This window comes from Streptococcus sp. 449_SSPC (genome assembly GCF_001073005.1).
Taxonomy (GTDB): domain Bacteria; phylum Bacillota; class Bacilli; order Lactobacillales; family Streptococcaceae; genus Streptococcus; species Streptococcus salivarius_F.
In genome coordinates this window covers 25890-47784 of record NZ_JVGR01000022.1, presented here as the reverse complement: position 1 = coordinate 47784, position 21895 = coordinate 25890, and the positions used below count along the sequence as shown (strand labels likewise).

The 21895-nt window shown below is 40.1% G+C and carries 25 protein-coding genes and 1 tRNA gene; 23 read left to right on the top strand and 3 right to left on the bottom strand.

The window, feature by feature from the left end:
* Positions 1 to 30: 30 nt before the first annotated feature.
* From celB to ADH51_RS10095, 17 genes are all read left to right on the top strand, one after another.
* A complete protein-coding gene (celB, locus tag ADH51_RS04540; RefSeq protein ID WP_048674742.1) occupies positions 31 to 1377 on the top strand; it encodes a PTS cellobiose transporter subunit IIC in 1347 nt (448 codons plus the stop codon).
* Between the two features lie 89 nt (positions 1378 to 1466).
* Complete coding sequence (locus ADH51_RS04535) at positions 1467 to 1850, top strand: hypothetical protein (RefSeq protein WP_048674740.1); 384 nt, start codon at positions 1467 to 1469, stop codon at positions 1848 to 1850.
* 76 nt (positions 1851 to 1926) lie between these two features.
* On the top strand, positions 1927 to 2844 hold the full coding sequence (locus ADH51_RS04530) for a DMT family transporter (protein ID WP_048674737.1): 918 nt from the start codon (positions 1927 to 1929) through the stop codon (positions 2842 to 2844).
* Positions 2845 to 2980: 136 nt separating this feature from the next.
* Positions 2981 to 3508: a YqeG family HAD IIIA-type phosphatase gene (locus ADH51_RS04525; RefSeq protein WP_002891674.1), complete on the top strand. Its 528-nt coding sequence runs from the start codon at positions 2981 to 2983 to the stop codon at positions 3506 to 3508.
* Positions 3508 to 4626, top strand: coding sequence for a ribosome biogenesis GTPase YqeH (gene yqeH, locus ADH51_RS04520; protein ID WP_048674734.1), 1119 nt, complete (start codon positions 3508 to 3510; stop codon positions 4624 to 4626). Before ADH51_RS04525 ends, yqeH begins: the two co-directional genes overlap by 1 nt.
* Before the next feature lie 29 nt (positions 4627 to 4655).
* The gene (gene yhbY, locus ADH51_RS04515; RefSeq protein WP_002884193.1) at positions 4656 to 4973 is read left to right on the top strand and encodes a ribosome assembly RNA-binding protein YhbY; all 318 of its coding nucleotides are present in this window, start codon (positions 4656 to 4658) and stop codon (positions 4971 to 4973) included.
* Between the two features lie 107 nt (positions 4974 to 5080).
* Complete coding sequence (locus ADH51_RS04510) at positions 5081 to 5713, top strand: nicotinate-nucleotide adenylyltransferase (protein WP_002884372.1); 633 nt, start codon at positions 5081 to 5083, stop codon at positions 5711 to 5713.
* Positions 5710 to 6300, top strand: a complete 591-nt coding sequence (gene yqeK, locus ADH51_RS04505; protein WP_048674731.1) for a bis(5'-nucleosyl)-tetraphosphatase (symmetrical) YqeK — start codon at positions 5710 to 5712, stop codon at positions 6298 to 6300. The genes ADH51_RS04510 and yqeK overlap by 4 nt, the downstream gene beginning before the upstream one ends.
* Before the next feature lie 23 nt (positions 6301 to 6323).
* Positions 6324 to 6677 carry a ribosome silencing factor gene (gene rsfS, locus ADH51_RS04500; protein WP_014632696.1) on the top strand — a complete coding sequence of 118 codons (354 nt, stop codon included), beginning with the start codon at positions 6324 to 6326 and terminating at the stop codon, positions 6675 to 6677.
* Positions 6678 to 7119: 442 nt separating this feature from the next.
* Positions 7120 to 7860, top strand: a complete 741-nt coding sequence (locus ADH51_RS04495) for a class I SAM-dependent methyltransferase (protein WP_342585656.1) — start codon at positions 7120 to 7122, stop codon at positions 7858 to 7860.
* Positions 7861 to 7866: 6 nt separating this feature from the next.
* Positions 7867 to 8958, top strand: a complete 1092-nt coding sequence (locus ADH51_RS04490; protein ID WP_048674725.1) for a nucleotidyltransferase — start codon at positions 7867 to 7869, stop codon at positions 8956 to 8958.
* Positions 8959 to 9098: 140 nt separating this feature from the next.
* A complete protein-coding gene (locus tag ADH51_RS04485) occupies positions 9099 to 9353 on the top strand; it encodes a type II toxin-antitoxin system Phd/YefM family antitoxin (RefSeq protein ID WP_013991075.1) in 255 nt (84 codons plus the stop codon).
* A 3-nt stretch (positions 9354 to 9356) separates the two neighbouring features.
* Complete coding sequence (locus ADH51_RS04480) at positions 9357 to 9611, top strand: Txe/YoeB family addiction module toxin (protein WP_048674721.1); 255 nt, start codon at positions 9357 to 9359, stop codon at positions 9609 to 9611.
* 689 nt (positions 9612 to 10300) lie between these two features.
* The gene (locus ADH51_RS04475) at positions 10301 to 12406 is read left to right on the top strand and encodes an AAA family ATPase (protein WP_048674718.1); all 2106 of its coding nucleotides are present in this window, start codon (positions 10301 to 10303) and stop codon (positions 12404 to 12406) included.
* Between the two features lie 436 nt (positions 12407 to 12842).
* On the top strand, positions 12843 to 12968 hold the full coding sequence (locus ADH51_RS10270; RefSeq protein WP_002884447.1) for a hypothetical protein: 126 nt from the start codon (positions 12843 to 12845) through the stop codon (positions 12966 to 12968).
* A gap of 17 nt (positions 12969 to 12985) precedes the next feature.
* Entirely contained in the window at positions 12986 to 13594 is a 609-nt protein-coding gene (locus ADH51_RS04470) for a DUF4230 domain-containing protein (protein ID WP_002884297.1), read from the top strand.
* 574 nt (positions 13595 to 14168) lie between these two features.
* Positions 14169 to 14336 carry a hypothetical protein gene (locus ADH51_RS10095; protein ID WP_162837453.1) on the top strand — a complete coding sequence of 56 codons (168 nt, stop codon included), beginning with the start codon at positions 14169 to 14171 and terminating at the stop codon, positions 14334 to 14336.
* Positions 14337 to 14516: 180 nt separating this feature from the next.
* Here the strand turns inward: ADH51_RS10095 and ADH51_RS04465 are convergent, their stop codons facing one another.
* Positions 14517 to 14816, bottom strand: coding sequence for a hypothetical protein (locus ADH51_RS04465; RefSeq protein WP_004183269.1), 300 nt, complete (start codon positions 14814 to 14816; stop codon positions 14517 to 14519).
* Positions 14813 to 15232 (bottom strand): HIT family protein, encoded by a 420-nt coding sequence (locus tag ADH51_RS04460; RefSeq protein WP_004183267.1) that lies wholly within the window; start codon positions 15230 to 15232, stop codon positions 14813 to 14815. The genes ADH51_RS04465 and ADH51_RS04460 overlap by 4 nt, the downstream gene beginning before the upstream one ends.
* 64 nt (positions 15233 to 15296) lie before the next feature.
* Between ADH51_RS04460 and ADH51_RS04455 the strand changes: the two genes are divergently transcribed.
* The 5 genes from ADH51_RS04455 (at position 15297) to ADH51_RS04435 (ending at position 18707) form a co-directional block, all read left to right on the top strand.
* Positions 15297 to 16028: an ABC transporter ATP-binding protein gene (locus ADH51_RS04455; protein WP_048674716.1), complete on the top strand. Its 732-nt coding sequence runs from the start codon at positions 15297 to 15299 to the stop codon at positions 16026 to 16028.
* A complete protein-coding gene (locus ADH51_RS04450; RefSeq protein WP_048674714.1) occupies positions 16025 to 17062 on the top strand; it encodes an ABC transporter permease in 1038 nt (345 codons plus the stop codon). The genes ADH51_RS04455 and ADH51_RS04450 overlap by 4 nt, the downstream gene beginning before the upstream one ends.
* A gap of 57 nt (positions 17063 to 17119) precedes the next feature.
* Positions 17120 to 17911, top strand: a complete 792-nt coding sequence (gene ccrZ / locus ADH51_RS04445; protein WP_002884270.1) for a cell cycle regulator CcrZ — start codon at positions 17120 to 17122, stop codon at positions 17909 to 17911.
* 9 nt (positions 17912 to 17920) lie between these two features.
* Positions 17921 to 18562: a tRNA (guanosine(46)-N7)-methyltransferase TrmB gene (trmB, locus tag ADH51_RS04440; protein ID WP_003096317.1), complete on the top strand. Its 642-nt coding sequence runs from the start codon at positions 17921 to 17923 to the stop codon at positions 18560 to 18562.
* A 58-nt stretch (positions 18563 to 18620) separates the two neighbouring features.
* Positions 18621 to 18707 (top strand) — tRNA-Ser (locus ADH51_RS04435).
* A gap of 109 nt (positions 18708 to 18816) precedes the next feature.
* Here ADH51_RS04435 and ADH51_RS04430 read toward each other — a convergent pair.
* Positions 18817 to 19998: an NAD(P)/FAD-dependent oxidoreductase gene (locus tag ADH51_RS04430; RefSeq protein ID WP_048674710.1), complete on the bottom strand. Its 1182-nt coding sequence runs from the start codon at positions 19996 to 19998 to the stop codon at positions 18817 to 18819.
* 112 nt (positions 19999 to 20110) lie between these two features.
* On the opposite strand from ADH51_RS04430, the gene ilvD reads away from it, so the two are divergent.
* Positions 20111 to 21829 carry a dihydroxy-acid dehydratase gene (gene ilvD, locus ADH51_RS04425; protein ID WP_155222567.1) on the top strand — a complete coding sequence of 573 codons (1719 nt, stop codon included), beginning with the start codon at positions 20111 to 20113 and terminating at the stop codon, positions 21827 to 21829.
* Positions 21830 to 21895 lie beyond the last annotated feature (66 nt).

Here is a 21895-nt window from a genome sequence, read left to right as displayed (position 1 = left end):
AAATATAATTATTATTAAGGAGGTCCGATTATGGATCAACAAAACGGATTATTTGGTTTCCTTGAAAATCATGTCATGGGACCAATGGGAAAACTTGCCCAGTTTAAAGTTGTACGTGCCATCACGGCAGCAGGTATGGCAGCTGTACCATTTACTATTGTTGGGTCAATGTTCTTGGTATTTAGTATTCTGCCACAAGCTTTCTCATTCTGGCCAATTGTAGCAGATATTTTCTCAGCTTCATTTGATAAGTTTACTTCTCTATATATGGTTGCAAACTATGCTACCATGGGCTCTCTCTCACTTTACTTTGTTCTCTCACTTGCTTATGAGTTAACTAAAATCTATGCAGAAGAAGAAGAACTAAATATGAATCCTCTTAACGGTGCTCTTCTTGCACTCATGGCTTTCATTATGACAGTTCCACAAATCATTTTTGACGGTGGAATGATGAAAGCTGTAGGTAGTCTTAAAGAAGGTGCAGTCGTTGTTGACGGTTGGGCAATGGGCAATGGAGTTACTCGTTTTGGTACTACTGGTATTTTCACAGCTATTATCATGGCTATTGTGACAGTCCTTATTTATCGGACATGTGTAAAACGTAATTGGGTCATTAAAATGCCTGAAGCTGTTCCAGAAGGAGTTTCTCGCGGATTTACAGCCTTGATTCCAGGATTCGTCGTTGCATTTGTAGTTATCTTTATTAACGGTGCACTCGTGGCGTTGGGAACTGACATCTTTAAAGTTATTGCTATTCCATTTGGGTTTGTTGCTAACCTAACTAACTCATGGATTGGATTAATGATTATTTATCTTTTAACTCAACTCCTCTGGATTGTAGGGATTCATGGTGCTAACATTATCTTTGCTTTCGTTAACCCTATCGCACTTGCTAATATGGCAGAAAATGCTGCTGGAGGACACTATGCTGTAGCTGGTGAGTTCTCTAACATGTTCGTTATCGCTGGTGGATCAGGTGCAACTCTTGGTCTGTGTCTCTACATTGCTTTTGCTGCTAAGTCAGAGCAACTTAAAGCGATTGGACGTGCCTCAGTTGTTCCAGCATTGTTCAACATTAATGAACCTTTGATTTTTGGTTTACCAATTATCTATAATCCAGCATTAGCGATTCCATTTATCTTAGCTCCAATGGTTACAGCTACTATTTACTACTTTGTTAATGCATTGCATTTGATTAATCCTGTTATTGCACAAGTTCCATGGCCAACCCCAGTGGGAATCGGAGCCTTCTTAGGAACAGCAGATCTCCGTGCTGTCTTAGTTGCTCTTGTCTGTGCAGTTGCTGCCTTCCTTGTTTACTTCCCATTCATTCGTGTTTACGATAAGAAATTGTTGAAAGAGGAACAAGAAGCTTAATTTATGATTAAAGATCTTAACTTTGTTAAGGTCTTTTTTGCTATACTAATGGTATTCAATAAAACATCTATTAAGTAGGAGGCAACCCTATGAACAAATTCTTAAGAGTCCTATTTATCCTCGTCATTCTCGCCATGACTGGTGCCATTATTTTTCAGCTATTTTTCCCAACCTATATGGGAAGTCACTCGGGGTATGGCATTTCAGTTGGTTGGCAGAGGGAGATTGGTATCTGGAATGTGGCAGTTCTAATCATCCTTCTTGCTGTGAATCTCAAGTACGATTGGTTTTATCTGAGAGCTGTACTGATAGCTTTGATTATTGGAGGCCTTGGAATTGGGACCAATCATTTCCTTAGCTATCTTCAACATCATCACTCAGTCAACGCCATAGGTGCACTTGAAAATTATCTTTTAGTCCTTGGCTGGATTGTAGGTTGGTGGCTTGAAAACTCCTCAAGAAAAAGAGTTTAATTTTTCTGAAGTTATCGCCTGACTTACGACTCCCTGTGTTATAATAAATGGGCATTATTATAATCGAGGAAAACACATGTCTAAACAACTAAAAGGGAGCTTGATGGTATTGACAGCAGGAATTGCCTGGGGAATCTCAGGGGTTTCTGGTCAATACCTGATGGCTCATGGGGTTAACGTCAATCTTCTGACGAGTTTACGTTTAATTCTAGCTGGAATTTTGCTGACAGCTTCGGTCTTTTTTAGGCAGAGAGAAAAATTGGTTCAAGCTCTTAAAGATAAGAACACCTTAGTAAGCATCGCCCTATTTGCACTCTTTGGTCTGGTACTAAATCAGTATGCCTATCTCAGTGCTATTCAACATACTAATGCTGGGACTGCGACTGTTCTACAGTATGTCACACCAGTCCTTATTCTGGCTTTTGTGTGTGCTAAGAACCGCAGATTTCCAACGGTTTCAGAGCTTGTGGCGATTATCATGGCTATTGCGGGAACCTTTATCATCGCCACACATGGTCAAGTGACAGAGTTGGCCATCACACCTATTGGCTTGTTCTGGGGCCTCTTTTCAGCGGTGACCTATGCGCTTTATATCTTATTGCCTGCTAAGGCTATTGAAAAGTGGGGCAGTATGATTGTCATCGGTCTAGGAATGCTGCTCGGTGGTCTGGTCTTTCCGATTGCTATCCAAGCCTGGAAGTATGAGTTACCCTTGACTAGTGGAAATCTTCTAGCTCTCTTTGGTTTGGTTTTTATCGGGACAGTCTTTGCCTATACGGTTTTCCTTAAGGGGACGACCATGGTTGGAGCCGTAAAAGGGAGTCTTTTAGCTTCGGTAGAACCTGTGGCATCGGTCATTTTAACGGTCTTAATCATGGGTGACCACTTCTTTGCCATTGATGTGCTTGGAATGATTTTAATTGTTCTTGCCGTCATTCTCATTTCGCTTAAGGATTTAGTAGCCCTTAAAAAACAAGAGAAAATTCAAAGATAAAGATAGAGCCCGAGTGATTGTGGCTCTTTTCTTTATTGTTCTGTAAAGGATGTTCTTAAAAAATAGGACTTAAGTCCCACACATAAACCTTAAAAATATGGTAGAATAAGAGGTAAACTAACATTTTGGAGAGAAAATGACTATAGACGATTATAGGCCCCATTTTATGGTGGAGGCTGTTTATGATTTGAAACCTGACCAGCTACGTGAACACGGTATTCGTGCCGTCTTGGTCGATTTAGACAATACCTTGATTGCTTGGAACAACCCTGATGGGACTCCTGAGCTACGTGCTTGGTTGGATGAGATGACAGAGGCTGATATTCCGGTAGTTGTGGTCTCTAACAATAAATATGAACGTGTTGAACGTGCGGTTGCCAATTTCCATGTGGATTTCGTGAGTCGTGCCATGAAGCCTTTCACTAAAGGTATTAATGAAGCGATTGAGCGTTACCACTTTAATCGAGACGAGGTCGTTATGGTGGGAGACCAGCTAATGACTGACATCAGAGCTAGCCACAGAGCTGGAATTCGATCGATTTTGGTCAAGCCTTTGGTGAAATCAGATGCTTGGGTAACCAAGTTTAACCGTTGGCGTGAACGTCGCATGTGGAAAAAGATTGAAAAAGCATATGGTCCAATGACCTTCAACAAAGGAATTTAATGGAAGAATTATTTTGTATTGGGTGTGGAGCCCAAATTCAAACAGAAGATAAAGAAAAAGCAGGTTTCACACCTGCTAGCTCTATTAAAAAGGCCGAAGAAACAGGTGAGTTATACTGCCAACGCTGTTTCCGTCTTCGTCATTACAATGAGATTGTGGATGTCCACATCACAGATGATGAATTTTTAAAATTGCTTCATGAAGTTGGTGATAGTGATGCCCTCGTTGTCAATGTCGTTGATATTTTTGATTTTAATGGATCAATCATACCAGGCTTATCACGCTTTGTTTCGGATAATGATGTGCTCTTGGTTGGAAATAAAAAGGATATCCTGCCTAAATCTGTTAAAGATGGTAAGGTAACCCAATGGTTGACAGAACGTGCCCACGAAGAAGGAATGCGTCCGGTGGATGTTATGTTGACGTCTGCCCAAAACCACCACGCCATTAAAGAGTTGATTCAACGTATTGAAAAACTCCGTAAGGGTCGTGATGTCTATGTTGTTGGTGTTACGAATGTTGGTAAATCAACTTTAATCAATGCCATTATCAAAGAAATTACTGGTGATAAAGATGTTATCACAACCTCTCGTTTCCCAGGAACGACCCTTGATAAGATTGAAATCCCATTAGATGACGGTAGCTATATTTTTGATACACCAGGAATTATTCACCGACACCAGATGGCGCACTATCTGTCAGCTAAGGACCTCAAATACGTTAGTCCTAAGAAGGAAATTAAGCCAAAAACTTACCAGTTAAATGCAGGGCAGACTCTATTCCTAGGTGGTCTTGGTCGCTTTGACTTTATTGATGGTGATAAACAAGGTTTTACAGCCTTCTTTGATAATAACTTGAAGCTACATCGTACCAAACTTGAAGGCGCAGATGCCTTCTATGATAAGCATGTTGGAAGTCTTCTCATGCCTCCTGGACCAAAGGAATTGGCTGATTTTCCAAAACTTGTTCGTCACGAGTTCACTGTCAAAGATAAGACAGACATTGTCTTCTCAGGATTAGGATGGATCCGTGTCCAAGGAAAAGCTGACCAACCAACCATCGTTGCTGCTTGGGCACCAGAAGGTGTTGGCGTTGTCGTACGAAAAGCGATTATTTAAACTTAATTAAGTAGTTAAAAGGAATAAACATGTCATTAACATCAAAACAACGTGCCTTCCTCAAATCGGAAGCACACACCCTTAAACCTATTGTACAAATCGGGAAAAATGGTCTTAACGATCATATCAAAACTAGCGTTCGTAACGCCCTTGATGCCCGTGAGTTAATTAAGGTTACTCTTCTTCAAAATACTATGGAAGATATCCATGAAGTTGCTGAAATCTTGGAAGAAGAAATTGGCTGTGATACAGTTCTTAAGATTGGACGTATCTTGATTCTCTATAAAGAGTCAGCTAAAAAAGAAAATCGTAAGTTGTCACCGAAGGTCAAAGCTATCCAAAAATAGTTGCTGACTTTGCTTGGTGAAGGATAAACTAAGGTATAGGAACACTTTTGAATCATTAAAGCTGGCCTTAAGTCAGTTGTATAATGCTTGAATAAGAGGAGACGAACATGGCATTAGATCTTGTAACCCCGTTTACAAAGGTTCAACTAGAGGAAGAAATTAAGGATACCGGCCGTAAGCAGGTTGGAATATTAGGTGGAAATTTCAATCCTGTTCACAATGCCCACTTGGTTGTTGCCGATCAGGTGCGTCAGCAGTTAGGTCTCGATGAAGTTCTTCTCATGCCTGAATATGAGCCACCTCATGTCGATAAAAAAGAAACCATTGATGAAAAACACCGCCTAAATATGCTCATGTTGGCTATTAACGGCATTGAAGGTTTGGATATTGAAACCATCGAGTTGGAACGTAAGGGAATCAGCTATACCTATGACACCATGAAGCTTTTGACAGAGGCTAATCCTGATACGGATTATTACTTTATTATTGGAGCGGATATGGTCGAATACCTACCAAAATGGCATCGTATTGATGAACTAATCGAGATGGTCCAATTTGTTGGTGTTCAGCGTCCTAAGTATAAGGCTGGAACCTCTTACCCAGTTATTTGGGTGGATGTGCCCCTTATGGATATTAGTTCGAGTGCAGTCAGAGCCTACATTAAGAAGGATCGTACACCTAACTTTATGGTGCCGCAGTCTGTACTTGCCTACATCAAGAAAGCGGGGCTCTATAAATGACCTATGAAAAATATCTAGACTATTCTCGTGAAGAACTCCTTGAAAAAGTTCGAGCGGTCATGAGTCCTAAACGCTTCAATCATGTTTTGGGAGTTGAGCGAGCTGCCGTTGCTCTTGCTGAAAAGTATGGTTACGATACTGAAAAAGCTGGTTTGGCTGGCCTCCTTCATGATTATGCCAAGGAACTTCCGGATCAGGAATTCTTAGAGCTAATCGATAAGTATGAGCTCGACCCTGAATTGAAAAAATGGGGGAACAATGTCTGGCATGGCATGGTTGGGATTTACAAAATCCAAGAAGATTTGGGTTTGACTGATTCTGAGATTCTACGCAGTATTGAGATCCATACCGTCGGAAGCCATGAAATGTCAACCCTAGATAAAATTGTCTATGTGGCTGATTATATTGAGCATAACCGTAATTTCCCTTTGGTAGAGGAAGCTAGACAAGTAGCTGAGCAATCTTTGGATAAAGCAGTTGCTTTTGAAACAGTCCATACGGTAGAACACTTGGCCCACCAGGCCTTGCCGATTTTCCCACAAACCTTGGAAACCTATAATGCTTTTGTGCATTGCTTAAAAGATTAATAACAAATTACTGGAGAATATCATTGACTAAAGAAGAATTACTTGAATTGGTTGTCAAAGCTGCTGATGAAAAGCGAGCTGAAGACATTGTTGCCCTTGATTTGTACGGCCTTACAAGCCTAACAGATTATTTTGTTATTTTGAGTGCAATGAACAGCCGTCAGTTGGAAGCTATTGCCGACAACATCCGTGAGAAAGTGAAAGAAGCTGGCCTTGATGCCAGTCACATGGAAGGTGACAATAAGGGTGGTTGGATTCTTTTGGATCTTAACGATGTTGTTGTTCACATCTTTACAGAAGATGAACGTGCACACTATAACCTCGAAAAACTCTGGCATGAAGCACCAATGGTGGATGTGTCAGCTTATTTGGCATAAAAATTGAACTCAGTTGGCGACAACTGGGTTTTGTTGCTTAAAATAAAGATTTAATAGGAAGGATAGGGCCTCGTGTTTAGTTAATTTGTCAACTGAACACGAGCTAAAAGCTGTGAGAAAAAGATAAACTTTCTTTGTATCTAGCGATATGGCAGAAAGTTTCCTATTTTCTCTGTGCTTTTGACGCCCTTTGTATCTTAGAAAGGATTTGAACTCGTCCTGTAATCGTCGGAAAATAGACAGTTCTATGTCAAATTATCAATATTAAAATTTATTATTTGGCGCAGTAGCTGATTGGACTCTTCATTCGCTTTTTAAGCTCGGAAGAGTACCTAATCAGCCTTGCGGGGGTGAGACAACGAACGATTTTTTTAAGAAAACTCGTTCTGTCTCACTCCCCCTAATTTTCTTTCCGATTACGGGCGAACTTGGTATCATCATTATGGCTACTTATGAAACTTTTGCGGCGGTCTACGACGCTGTCATGGATGATAGTCTTTACGATTTATGGACGGATTTCTCCCTCCGTCATTTGCCAAAGACTAAGGATAAAAAGAAATTGCTTGAATTGGCTTGTGGAACTGGAATTCAGTCTGTTCGCTTTTCTCAAGCTGGTTTTGATGTAACTGGACTCGATTTGAGTGCTGATATGTTGAAGATTGCGGAGAAGCGTGCGGCTTCCGCCAAACAGAAAATTGACTTTATTGAAGGCAACATGTTGAATTTATCGCAAGCTGGTAAGTACGACTTTGTGACTTGCTACTCAGATTCAATCTGCTATATGCAGGATGAAGTAGAGGTTGGGGACGTCTTCAAGGAGGTTTATAATGCACTGAATGAAGATGGCGTCTTTATCTTTGATGTGCACTCAACCTATCAGACGGATGAGGTTTTCCCTGGCTATTCCTACCATGAAAATGCTGAGGATTTCGCTATGCTCTGGGATACCTATGAGGATGCGGCTCCGCATTCTATTGTCCATGAATTAACTTTCTTTGTCCAAGAGGAAGATGGAAGCTTTAGCCGTTATGATGAGGTCCATGAGGAACGCACTTATGAGGTCTTGACTTATGATATTTTGTTGGAGCAGGCTGGCTTCAAATCTTTCAAACTTTATGCCGATTTCGAGGACAAGGAACCGACTGAAACTAGTGCCCGTTGGTTCTTTGTGGCCCAAAAGTAAGAGCCTATGACAGTTACAGGTATTATTGCTGAGTTCAACCCTTTTCATAACGGCCACAAGTATCTCTTGGATCAGGCTGAGGGCGTAAAAATCGTTGCCATGTCTGGGAACTTTGTTCAGCGAGGTGAGCCAGCTATTGTGGATAAGTGGACTAGGGCTCAGATGGCTTTGGAAAATGGAGCTGACCTCGTGGTTGAGTTACCTTTCTTGACTTCAGTCCAGTCTGCTGATTATTTTGCTACTGGGGCCGTTGATATCTTGTCCCGACTGGGAATTGATAGCCTTACTTTTGGTACGGAAGAAGTCCTAGACTATCAGTCTATAGCGGATGTCTATGCTGAAAAGTCCGAGGACATGGAAGCCTTTGTGGAAAATTTACCAAGTGACTTATCTTATCCACAGAAGACACAAAAAATGTGGGAAAAGTTTGCTGGTGTAGCCTTTACTGGCAATACACCCAATCATATCCTAGGCTTAGCCTATGCTAAAGCTTGTGCTGGTAAGGACATTAAGTTGAATCCTATCCAGAGACAAGGGGCTGGCTATCATTCCTCAGACAAGGAAGTATCTTTCGCCTCAGCAACCAGCCTACGTCTCCACAAGCAAGATAGTGATTTTGTGGATAAGTTCATGCCAAATAGCAAACTTTTTCAGACTTCTCCACAGGTCTCTTGGGATAATTATTTCCAATTGCTGGTTTATCAGATTCTCACAAACTCTGATTTGACCAGTGTTTTCCAGGTGAATGAAGAGATTGCTAGTCGTTTAAAAGCTGCTATTCGTGAGGTTTCTTCTGTGGAGGAACTAGTGGATAAGGTGTCGACTAAACGCTATACAAAAGCACGGGTACGTCGTCTTTTGACCTATATCCTAGTTGGAGCTGTGGAAAATCCTTTACCCCAGGCTGTTCATGTTCTTGGATTTTCTCAAAAAGGGCAGGCTCATCTCAAATCTGTGAAAAAATCTGTGGATATAGTGGCTCGGATTGGAAGGGAGCCTTGGGATATGCTTACACAGCAAGCAGATAATGTTTATCAATTAGGTAATCCCGAGCTTTCTCAACAAAACTTCGGACGCATACCAATTAGAGTAAAATAGTTTTATAGAAGGCCAACCCTTGGTAGGCTTTTTAAATTTTTTTCGAATAAATGTAATAGAAAGGATGAACTTGTACAAGTTCCTGACAAGTTTGTCCTTTTGGTATATAATATAGGAAAAGAGGAAAATGAGGTATGCTAATGGAAGCAGTCGTCTATTCAACGTTTCGAAATCATTTAAAGGATTATATGAAAAAGGTTAATGATGAATTTGAACCTCTAGCTGTAGTCAATAAAAATCCTGATGAAGATATTGTAGTGGTCTCAAAGAGTGAATGGGATAGCATTCAAGAAACATTGCGTATTGTTCAAAATAAAGAACTATCAGACAAGGTTTTAAGAGGAATGGCTCAGGTACGTGCTGGAGAGACTCAAGAACATGCAATAAAGGAGTAGAAAATGTTACTCACTTTTACTGAAGATGCGTGGACAGATTATTGTTATTGGCAAAATCAAGATAGGAAGATCCTCAAGCGAATCAATAAATTAATTAAAGATATTCAACGGGATCCTTTTTCAGGTATTGGTAAGCCAGGACCCTTAAAGTATGACTTTCAAGGAGCTTGGTCTCGACGAATTGATGCTGAAAATCGTTTGATTTATATGATTGATGGTAAGAGCGTCGCTTTTCTATCTTTTAAAGATCATTATTAGGTCTACCCTTGGTAGGCTTTTTTACTTTTCGGAAAATATTCTCAAAAAGGTCAAAAAAGATCAAACAAAACCATTGACCTTTACTGACTAATAGTGTATGATAGTCACATAAGGATTTATCTTCCTTATAAATCTTGTAGTGCTATCCTAAATACTTGTCATAAAGTTATTTTGGTTTGGCTACAAAAAAATTTATGACAAAGGTCAAAAAAAGTCAAAAAAAACTATTGACTATTACTGACCAATGTTGTACAATATAAACATAAGGAAATGAAATCCTTATGAAGGCTGTGTCAATAGCCCATATACCAATAAAAAGGTCAGTAAAAGTCAAAACTAAATTCTTGACCTGGTCAAATGAAAGGTATATGATAAAATTGTAAGGAAAAAGGATTCCTTACTGTACAAGTTTCTTTCTGAAAAAAGCTATTCATAGTTTTGAAAGAGGCTTGGAAGTTAGCTATATTGAGAGATTCACAGAAAGAAGGTGGCTCTTATGCTAAATGACAATTTATTTAAGGCTGTGAAAGTTCTCAGTCTCCTACCAAGAGCAAAACCTGAAATTATTAGAAGAGTAGTTGAAGCTACTAAAAATTTTTAGGGTTTTGGTCAGTAAAAGTCAAAAAACACATTAACATAAAAATAACACTTAAAAAATTTCACAAGAAAACACAAAACGAGGTAATTATATGAACAACAACTTTAACAATATGGATGATCTTTTCAATCAATTGATGGGTAACATGGGTGGTTACCGTTCAGAAAACCGTCGCTACATGATTAACGGTCGTGAAGTGACACCTGAAGAATTTGCGATTTACCGTCAAACAGGTCAATTGCCTGGTAATGAAGGTGAAGCAGTGAACCCAACTCAACAACAAGGTAAAGGACCTAAACAAGATGGTATTCTTGCTAAACTTGGTCGTAACTTGACTGAAGAAGCTCGCGAAGGTAAATTGGATCCTGTTATCGGACGTAACAAAGAAATCCAAGAAGCTTGCGAAATCTTGGCTCGTCGTACCAAGAATAACCCAGTCCTTGTCGGGGATGCTGGGGTTGGTAAAACAGCCGTAGTTGAAGGTTTGGCTCAAGCCATCGTCAATGGTGATGTCCCAGCTGCTATCAAGAATAAAGAAATCATTTCAATTGATATTTCTGGACTTGAAGCTGGTACTCAATACCGTGGTAGCTTTGAAGAAAACATTCAAAACTTGGTAAACGAAGTCAAAGAAGCTGGAAACATTATCCTCTTCTTCGATGAAATCCACCAAATTCTTGGTGCCGGAAGCACTGGTGATGGTCAAGGGTCTAAAGGTCTTGCTGATATCTTGAAACCAGCTCTTTCACGTGGTGAATTGACAGTGATTGGTGCAACAACTCAAGATGAATACCGTAACACTATCTTGAAGAACGCTGCCCTAGCTCGTCGTTTCAACGAAGTTAAGGTCAATGCTCCTTCTGCTGAAGATACTTTCAAGATTCTCCAAGGTATCCGTGATCTTTATGAAAAACACCACAATGTTATCTTGCCAGATGATGTTTTGAAGGCAGCGGTAGATTTCTCTGTACAATACATTCCACAACGTAGCTTGCCAGATAAGGCTATCGACCTTGTCGATGTAACAGCTGCTCACTTAGCTGCTCAACACCCAGTGACTGATGTGAATGCTGTTGAACATGAAATTGAAGCTGAAAAAGCTAAACAAGAAGCTGCAGCTGCCAAAGAAGACTACGAAGCAGCTCTAAACGCTAAGGTTCGTATTGAAGAACTTGAAAAGAAAATTGCTAACCATACAGCAGACCTTAAAGTCACTGCAACTGTTAACGATGTGGCTGAATCTGTAGAACGTATGACTGGTATCCCAGTATCGCAAATGGGAGCAACTGATATCGAACGTTTGAAAGATATGGGCAACCGTTTGCAAACTAAAGTTATCGGTCAAGATAAGGCCGTTGAAGCAGTGGCACGTGCCATCCGTCGTAACCGTGCAGGATTTGACGAAGGTAACCGTCCAATCGGTAGCTTCCTCTTTGTAGGACCTACTGGTGTTGGTAAAACTGAGTTGGCTAAACAATTGGCTCTTGATATGTTCGGTACTAAAGATGCCATTATCCGTTTGGACATGTCAGAATACAGCGACCGCACAGCCGTTTCTAAATTGATTGGTACAACAGCTGGTTATGTTGGTTATGATGACAATAGCAATACTTTGACAGAACGTGTTCGCCGTAACCCATACTCAATCGTTCTTCTCGACGAAATTGAAAAGGCTGACCCTCAAGTCATCACCCTTCTCCTCCAAGTTTTGGACGATGGTCGTTTGACAGATGGTCAAGGTAATACTGTAAACTTCAAGAATACTGTGATTATCGCAACTTCAAACGCAGGCTTTGGTTACGAAGCTAACTTGACAGAAGATGCTGATAAACCAGAACTTATGGATCGTTTGAAACCTTACTTCCGTCCAGAATTCCTTAACCGTTTCAATGCTGTCATCGAATTCTCACACTTGAGCAAAGAAGATCTTTCTAAGATTGTAGACCTTATGTTGGTTGAAGTTAACAAGACGCTTTCTAAGAAAGACATTGACTTGGCAGTTAGCGAAGCTGCTAAAGAATACATGACTGAAGAAGGCTACGACGAAGTCATGGGTGTTCGTCCACTCCGTCGTGTGGTTGAACAACAAATCCGTGACAAAGTCACAGACTTCCACTTGGATAACCTTGATGCTAAACATCTAGAAGCTGATATGGAAGATGGTGTCTTGGTTATCAAAGAAAAAGATTCTAAATAAAAAGCATAAAACCTCCTAATCCTATTTATGAAGCAGAGATGTTAGTAGACATCTCTGTTTTTTTCTTTTTTATTTAAGACTTTCCTTGGGTGCTAGGGACGGAAGCGACTTCCTAACGGAATTCCATTCCTAAGATTTGAGTCTGGGTCTCAAATCTTCCGAGTGAGAGAAGCAATAGGACTTCTCTTACTTTTAGCACAGCAGAAAGTCTTGTTTTGTGTATAGCTGTGACTTTTATATTTATTCTTAAATATAAAATGAGATAAAATTGTTTAAATTATGATAATATGATAAATAGTTAAAAATATATTCTATTTTCAAGAAAGCGTTGACAACGCATTCATATCGCTATATAATTTTTGTGTAAAATTAAATTTTAGTTAGTGATTTCTTGGGTTTAATATTACAATCTTTTGTTATTTGATAAGGAGAAATAATGTTAAAAGTAGTTTTATGGATTTTGGCTATTCTACTTCTTGTAGGAATAGCAATGTTGAACCCCCTAATTGCAGCTGGTATTGTGATTGCAGGATTGTTAATCCAGTTGTTTTTGAAGAAATGAGTTAATAGGGAAAAAGTATGAAAAAGATAATATATGGTATTTTAGCGATTTTATTAGTGATTGTCGTAGGATTCATTTTTCTTAGCGTATATAAAGGGAGTGAGTCATCTGGTAATCAAAAACCAAAGACAGAAATCATAGTAAATGTAAAATCTTTGGAAAAGGTCAGTGAGTTAGTTTTACTCAATGCATCTATTCAAAAAGTTAAGTCAATAGAAAATAATACAAAGTTATTTGGTAGTAACTTTGTAATACCTGGTTCAGAAAAGAAAGCACTCATTATTCTAAATTATACGGCAAAATTCGGTATTAAGAATGATGTAACCATTAAAGATAATGGTAATCATAATTATCAAGTTACATTACCCAAATTTGAAGTTATTGGTGTTGAATTAGATAAAGACAAACCTTATACACTCTACGATACTAGTGGAGGGATTCTTAGTTATTCGACTAAAGACATAGATACTGGTGAGGCTGTTGCAGAAGGTTTTTCAAATAAGGAACAACAAGGTTTTATAAAGGACAATAAAAAATTATTAAAGGAGTCAGCCGAGAAGTACTACTCTACAATGATTAAATCTTTGGACCACGAGGCAAAAGTGACAATTGAAACTCAAAAATAAAGGTAAGGAAAAGATATGTTAAAGTAAATTTTTAATGTTAGCGTTTATGTATTTGCAGTTTTTGGATTTATATTTACATTGTTAATAATTTTTTTGGCTATTAGAGATTCTTCGAATGAAAATTCTACTAATGGCAATAATACGTCAAAAGTAGGACAAAGTATTACGGGTTCGAAAAAAAAGTAGCAAAAACGGAAGAACTATATAGTGATAAAAATATTAAAATAACAAGAACTGGTGGAGATATTATTATTGATAACTTAACGGATAAAGAAATTAATATTGAATCAACTATTGTAATTAACAATAGTATTGAAGCAACACCATTTAGTTCGTCACAATCTAGTATCGATCCGAAAGGAAAGCAGTCAGTATCTATATCAGAATTTGTTGCAGTTAATCCAGGACAGAAAGTTGAGGAATCAGACGAAAAAGCAAAAAAAGCAAACTACTATAAGCATAAAATGAAGAGCGGTGAAAATATTGGGTGGACTGCTAATATACAGAATGGTAACTATGATACAATGAATTCATTTAGTATAAATTTTAATTACTAATTGTGAGGAGATGCAGAATGGATTTATTGGATAAACTGTTAAGTAATAAGATTGTTAATACAAATGGTTACACACGTTCAGATACTGGTACCAAGGTCCATTCCTATTTAAGGACACATCCTAAAAATCAAGGCTTAACGAAATCAGCAACACGTTCTATTATTAATGCTTTAAAAAAGAAATAGTAATTATATGAAAATAGGTTTAGTAGTGTTCTCTTTAATCAGATTAGTGGTGCCTTTTATTATTGAATGGTACTTTCTGTTGTGAAAAAAAGGAACATTGAGTGACTATTACACTATCCATAAACTTTTTATAAGTTTTCATCATTGATAAAAAAGGTAAGTAGCACAGGCTACTTACCTTTATTCTTTATCCTCACCCTGATATTTTTTCAAGCGTTCTTGGATGATGTTGAGTCGGGGTTCGAGGTCTTTCTTGAAGACGCGTGTTTTATAGTTAAGGTCTTGTTTGATGTCAGCGAGAACAAGGTTTTGTTCCTTGATGATGTCAAGGTTGCGTTTGATATTGTCCAGATCGTGAGAGATATTTTCTCGTGATTGGTTGAGGTCTAGGATTTCCTCTTTGATGTCTTCACGTCGTTTATAGGCGTAGTAGGCACCGTAGGCAAGAGTTCCAAGAGCTAGAAAGCGTCCGATTTTCATTCTGTTACCTCTTTAGCGATGCTGTCAGCAAGGTCGGCCAGGGCAGCGAAGTCTGGTTCGTGTTCGTCAAATCCCATGTGGATACCATCGTCTGCACCGTAACGAGGAACGAGATGAATATGAGCGTGGAAGACGGTTTGTCCAGCAACTTCTTCGTTGTTGTTAAGGATATTCATTCCGATAGCTTTCGTTGCTTTTTGGACGGCACGAGCAATTTTTGGGACACGGCTAAAGACAGTCTCTGCGGTTTCAGCAGACATTTCTAAGATGTTACGAACGTGCTCTTTAGGAATAACCAAGGTATGTCCTTTTGTAGCTTGTGAAATATCGAGGAAGGCTAGAACCTTGTCGTCCTCGTAGACTTTTGATGAAGGGATTTCTCCAGATATAATTTTACAGAAAATACAATTATCCATAATAACGACCTTTCCATGAGTTTTTGTTATAATAGATTATATCATACCAAAGAGAGAAAAGATAATGCTTAAATTAGAAAAGGTGACGGGTGGTTACGCTAATATTCCCGTCCTAAAAGATGTGACTTTTGAGGTGGCTGATGGTGAATTGGTTGGTCTCATTGGTCTTAATGGTGCTGGGAAATCAACAACAATTAACGAGATTATTGGTCTCTTAACACCTTATGGGGGACAGATTGCCATTGATGGGTTAACTATTCAACAAGATTCAGCTAGCTATCGTCAGAAGATTGGCTATATTCCTGAAACGCCAAGTCTCTATGAAGAGTTGACGCTTCGTGAACATTTGGAAACGGTGTTGATGGCCTATGGTCTTGATGTGACTGAGGGGATGGCGCGTGCGGACAAGTACCTCAAACTCTTTCGCTTAGATGAAAAGTTAGATTGGTTCCCGACTCAGTTTTCAAAGGGAATGAAGCAGAAGGTCATGATTATCTGTGCGTTTATTGTTAACCCCAGTCTTTTCATTGTTGATGAACCCTTCTTGGGTTTGGATCCCTTGGCAATCTCCGACCTAATTGAGCTTTTAGCTGAGGAAAAAGCTAAGGGCAAGGCGATTCTCATGTCTACCCACGTTTTGGATTCAGCTGAGAAGATGTGTGATCGCTTTGTGATCTTGCATCACGGTCAAGTCTTAGCACAGGGGACTCTCGAGGAGCTCCGTCAGACTTTTGGCGACGATAGTGCTAGTCTTAACGATATCTACATGCAGTTAACTAAGGGAGAATTGTCATGATAGCTAAGCTATTTAAGGAGCGTAGCAAGCGATTCAATGCCCGCTGTGCTAAGTATAGTCGCTACGTTTTTAATGATCATTTTATCTTGGTTCTTCTCTTTCTGCTAGGCTTTGTCTTGGTTCAGTATAGCCAGTTGCTGAAGCATTTTCCAAAAAATCCGTGGGCAATCATTCTTGGCTTGCTTGTGCTTTGTCTGTTATTACCTTTCTGGGGGAATATTGCGACTTATCTAGAACCTGCGGACAAGCACTACCTTTTGGTTAAGGAAGAAGAGGTGCTAGACCATGTTAAGAAGGCAACAGGGCGTGCTTTTAGATTTTGGGTAATAGTACAAACCCTGATTTTTATTTTGGTTATTCCTCTCTTTTTAGCCTTGGGACTTCCAGTTTGGGGAGTTATCCTTGTAGCTGTGGCTATGGCTATTCTTAAGTATATTATTTTCCAGAAAAAGGCTCAACCTTTTTATAAGCAGTCTGGACTGAATTGGACTGAGGCTATTGCAGGAGAAAATAAGCGTCAACAATCGATCTTGAAGTTCTTTTCACTCTTTACCAATGTTAAAGGGATTACGTCGAGTGTTAAACGCCGTGCTTATTTGGATGGTATTCTCAAACGTACAAAGAAAGACAAGGAACATACTTGGTACAATCTTTACCTAAGAGCCTTCTTGCGTTCTGGGGATTACTTTGCCCTTAGTTTACGCCTGTTTGCCCTAACACTTCTAGTTATCTTTTTGGTTCCTGAAAAATGGTTGGCTATGGTGCTTGTGGTTGTTTTTGATTACCTCTTGCTCTTTCAGCTCACGGCACTTAAATCGCACTTTGCTTATCAGAGAATGGCTAACCTTATGCCAGTTGGAAAAGACATGCAGGTAAGCAATCTTAAGCGCTTGATTAGCCAGATTGTACTTGGGATGACTCTGGTACAGGCTATTTGTCTCTTCGACCTTAAGTTTAGCCTGATTTTGGTTGGAATGATGCTAGTTCTGAGCCTTGTTTACCTACCAGCCAAGCTTAAGAAGATGATTGACTAACACCTATTAAATAAGTTAAAATAGAAACGAATGACTAAAGAAAAAGGAGATGCCTAGGTGACATCAACAGATAAAGATTTGAGCCTGACTCCTCTCAAAGGAAATAGTGGTAAGGCCTATATGGGAACTTACCCAAACGGAGATCGCGTCTTTGTGAAGATGAATACAACACCAATCTTGGCAGCTCTTGCCAAGGAACAGATTGCACCACAGCTCTTGTGGGCTAAGCGTCTGGGAAATGGTGACATGATGAGTGCACAGGAGTGGCTTGATGGTCGTATTTTGACCAAACATGACATGAACAGTAAACAGATTATCCAAATTCTTGGTAATTTGCACCGCTCTAAACACTTGGTTAATCAACTCTTGCAGTTGGATTATCATATTGAAAATCCTTTCGATCTTCTACACGAGTGGGAGGAAAATGCCGCTTACCAATTGCGTGAAAATGGCTTCCTTCAAGACGTTGTTAGAGATTTGAAACGTCATCTTCCAGAGTTTCGTGCGGAAATTGCAACAATTGTTCACGGAGATGCTCGTCATAGTAACTTTGTCATCACAACCTCAGGATTGATTTATTTGGTTGATTGGGATTCTGTACGTCTAACAGATCGTATGTATGATGTGGCGCAGATCCTCAGCCATTACATTCCATTGGCACATTGGCCACAGTGGTTGTCATACTATGGCTATAAGAACAACGACCTTGTGATGGACAAGATTTATTGGTATGGGCAGTTTTCATATTTGACACAGATTTCAAAATTCTTTGATAGTCGTGATATGGAACATGCCAACCGAGAAATTTATGAACTTCGTAAATTCAGAGAGACCTTGCACAGATATTAGAAAGTAGACATGCGAGTTAGAAAACGTAAAGGTGCAGAGGAACACCTAGCTAACCATCCTCAGTACGTTATCCTTGAGCCGGAGGCTGCTAAAGGTAAGTGGCATGAGCTTTTTGGTAATGACAATCCTATCCATATCGAGGTAGGATCTGGTAAAGGGGCCTTCATTACTGGTATGGCCCAACAAAACCCTGACATCAACTACATTGGTATTGATATTCAGCTGTCTGTATTGAGCTATGCCTTGGATAAGGTTTTGGCTTCGGGTGCTGAAAATGTCAAACTCTTGCGCGTGGATGGTTCAGCCTTGACCAATTATTTTGAAGATGGCGAAGTGGATATGATGTATCTGAATTTCTCAGATCCATGGCCTAAGAGTCGCCACGAGAAACGTCGTTTGACATACAAGACTTTCCTAGATACTTATAAGCAAATTTTGCCTGAAAATGGAGAGATTCACTTTAAGACAGACAATCGTGGACTTTTTGAATACAGTTTGGCGAGCTTTTCACAGTATGGAATGGTTCTCAACAAAGTTTGGTTGGACCTTCATGCCAGTGATTATGAAGGCAACGTCATGACTGAATACGAGCGTAAGTTCTCAGAAAAAGGTCAGGTCATCTATCGAGTAGAGGCCCAGTTTAAAGATTAACTCTTGAAAACTTGATTAAAAATAACGATTAGCCTATTGATGGCTAATCGTTTGATGTGGAGAGGTCGCATAGAGGCCGAGTGCGCACGCTTGGAAAGCGTGTAGTCCTTAACGGGGCTCGGGGGTTCGAATCCCCTCCTCTCCTTTGAGAAATAGACAAAGTGTCCCTTCCGTTTTAGAAGGGACACTTTTTAGGTATAGTAATAAAAAAGAAGATGGTTTTAACAGCTTTTTATGATAGGAGGACTCAATCCTTAGTCCCAAGGGCTCTGAATCCCTGCTACCCAACCAGTACAGAGGGCGCTAGTAATGTTAAAGCCACCAGTATGGGCATTGATGTCAAGGACCTCTCCTGCAAAGTGTAGGTGAGGGACTTTTTTACTTTCTAGAGTCTTGGGATTAATTTCCTTAAGGTCAACGCCACCTTTAGTCACAAAGGATTTGGCAAGTGACATTTTACCTGTGATTGGAATTTCCATGCCCTTAAGCTGACTGATAATGTTTTCTAAGTCTTTGGGATGCAGTTGTTTAACCTTGCTATCAGCCTTGTCTTCTGCTAGGAATTCAGCGACACGCTCAGGCACTAGACCTTTGAGAGTATTTTTAACAGATTTCTCGCGATTCTCCTCAAAGTAGATTTTGAGATTTTCTTGGCTTTGGTTAGGAAGAAAATCTAGATGGGCTATCTCACCACCCTTGACAAAACTGGAAAGACGTAGGGCAGCTGGGCCAGATAGGCCAAAATGGGTGAAGAGAAGGTCATGGGTAATCTTGTGCTTGCCATAGGACAGAGTGACATCATCAAGAGAAATTCCTTGTAAGGCCTTGTGGGGGAAGTCGGTTAGGAGTGGACTTTCCGCAGCTTCAAGATCAGTGACCTGGAGCTTAAAATGGCGGGCAATATCATGTCCAAAACCAGTTGAACCAGTCGATGGATAAGATTTTCCTCCAGTTGTAACGATGAGTTTATCACTGGTAAAAGTCTGGTCCGAAGACTTAACTTGGAATTGCTCATCAACCTTTTTGACGGAGACAACTTCTGTATTGGTGAGGATGCTAGCACCAAGTTCCTGAATCTTATTTTCCAGAGCTTGGATGATGGTCCGTGATTTATCTGTCTTAGGGAAGACACGTCCGTGATCCTCAACCTTTAGTTTGACACCATTGTCCTCGAAAAAAGCAATGATATCGTGGTTATCAAATTGTGAAAAGACGCTATAGAGGAAACGGCCATTACCTGGAATACCTGCTAGAAGATCGTCTAAAGTCCCGTTGTTAGTAACATTACAACGTCCACCACCAGTACTAGCCAGCTTCTTTCCGAGACGTTTATTTTTTTCAATTAGAAGGGTTTGTTGGCCGTAGAAGGCTGAGGCAATGGTCGCCATCATGCCAGCAGGCCCCCCACCAATAACGATAGTATCAAAATGTTTCATGCCTTTATTTTAGCATAATTTAAAAAGGGAGAATAGTTTGTAAATGGTCAGTTTTTTTAGATAATTTATGTTAGAATAGGAGTAGAAGTTTAAATTAGAATAGTTATTAACTATGGAGGAAAATATCGTGTCTGAAAATAACATGAAACACCGTTCATCTGTCTACGATAGTATGGTTAAATCACCTAACCGTGCCATGCTTCGTGCGACTGGGATGACGGATGATAGTTTTGAAAAGCCTATTGTTGGGGTTATCTCAACTTGGGCTGAGAACACACCATGTAATATCCACTTGCACGGTTTTGGTCAAATTGCCAAAGAAGGTGTTAAAGACGCGGGTGCTTGGCCAGTTCAATTTGGTACGATTACTGTTGCAGATGGTATTGCCATGGGGACACCAGGAATGCGTTTCTCATTGACATCTCGTGATATCATCGCTGACTCAATCGAAGCAGCTATGGGTGGTCACAACGTCGATGCCTTTGTTGCTATTGGTGGATGTGATAAGAACATGCCTGGTTCTATGATTGCCATTGCTAACATGGATATTCCAGCGATTTTTGCCTATGGTGGTACCATTGCACCAGGTAACCTTAATGGTAAGGATATCGACTTGGTTTCTGTTTTCGAAGGTATCGGTAAATGGAACCACGGTGATATGACCGCAGAAGAGGTTAAAGATCTTGAATGTAATGCCTGCCCTGGCCCTGGTGGTTGTGGTGGTATGTATACTGCCAACACAATGGCGACAGCAATCGAAGTAATGGGGATGAGCCTTCCAGGATCATCATCTCACCCTGCAGAATCAGCTGAGAAGAAAGCAGATATCGAAGAAGCAGGTCGTGTAGTTGTTAAGATGCTTGAACTAGGTCTTAAGCCATCAGATATCTTGACACGTGAAGCCTTTGAAGATGCCATCACTGTCACAATGGCACTTGGTGGTTCAACAAATGCGACACTTCACTTGCTTGCTATTGCTCATGCAGCTAACGTTGATTTGACACTTGAAGATTTCAACGATTTCCAAGAGCGTGTGCCTCACTTGGCTGACTTGAAACCTTCAGGTCAATATGTCTTCCAAGATCTTTACAATGTTGGTGGTGTACCAGCCGTTATGAAATACCTTCTTAAGAATGGTTTCCTTCACGGTGATCGTATCACATGTACTGGTAAGACTGTTGCAGAAAACTTGGAGGCCTTCGATGATTTGACACCAGGTCAAAAAGTCATCATGCCGCTTGAAAATCCTAAACGTGCTGATGGTCCATTGATTATCTTGAAAGGTAACTTGGCTCCAGAAGGTGCGGTTGCCAAAGTATCAGGGGTTAAAGTTCGTAACATCACTGGTCCTGCTAAAGTATTTGACTCAGAAGAAGATGCCATCGAAGCAGTTCTTTCTGATGAAATCGTTGATGGCGATGTAGTTGTTGTACGTTTTGTAGGTCCTAAGGGTGGTCCTGGTATGCCAGAAATGTTGTCATTGTCTTCAATGATCGTTGGTAAAGGTCAAGGGGACAAGGTTGCCCTCTTGACAGATGGACGTTTCTCAGGTGGTACTTACGGACTCGTTGTTGGTCACATTGCTCCTGAAGCTCAGGTTGGTGGACCTATTGCCTACCTCCGTACAGGTGATATGGTTACAGTTGACCAAGATACCAAAGAAATTACGATGCACGTTTCAGACGAAGAGTTGGCGAAACGTAAAGCGGAAACTGAGTTGCCACCACTTTATAGCCGTGGTGTCCTCGGTAAATACGCTCACATCGTTTCTTCAGCGTCACGTGGTGCCGTTACCGACTTCTGGAATATGGATAAATCAGGTAAAGCCTAATGAAATGATATCAACAAAATCACACCGGACATTTGTTCGATGTGATTTTTTGATATTAATTTCTAA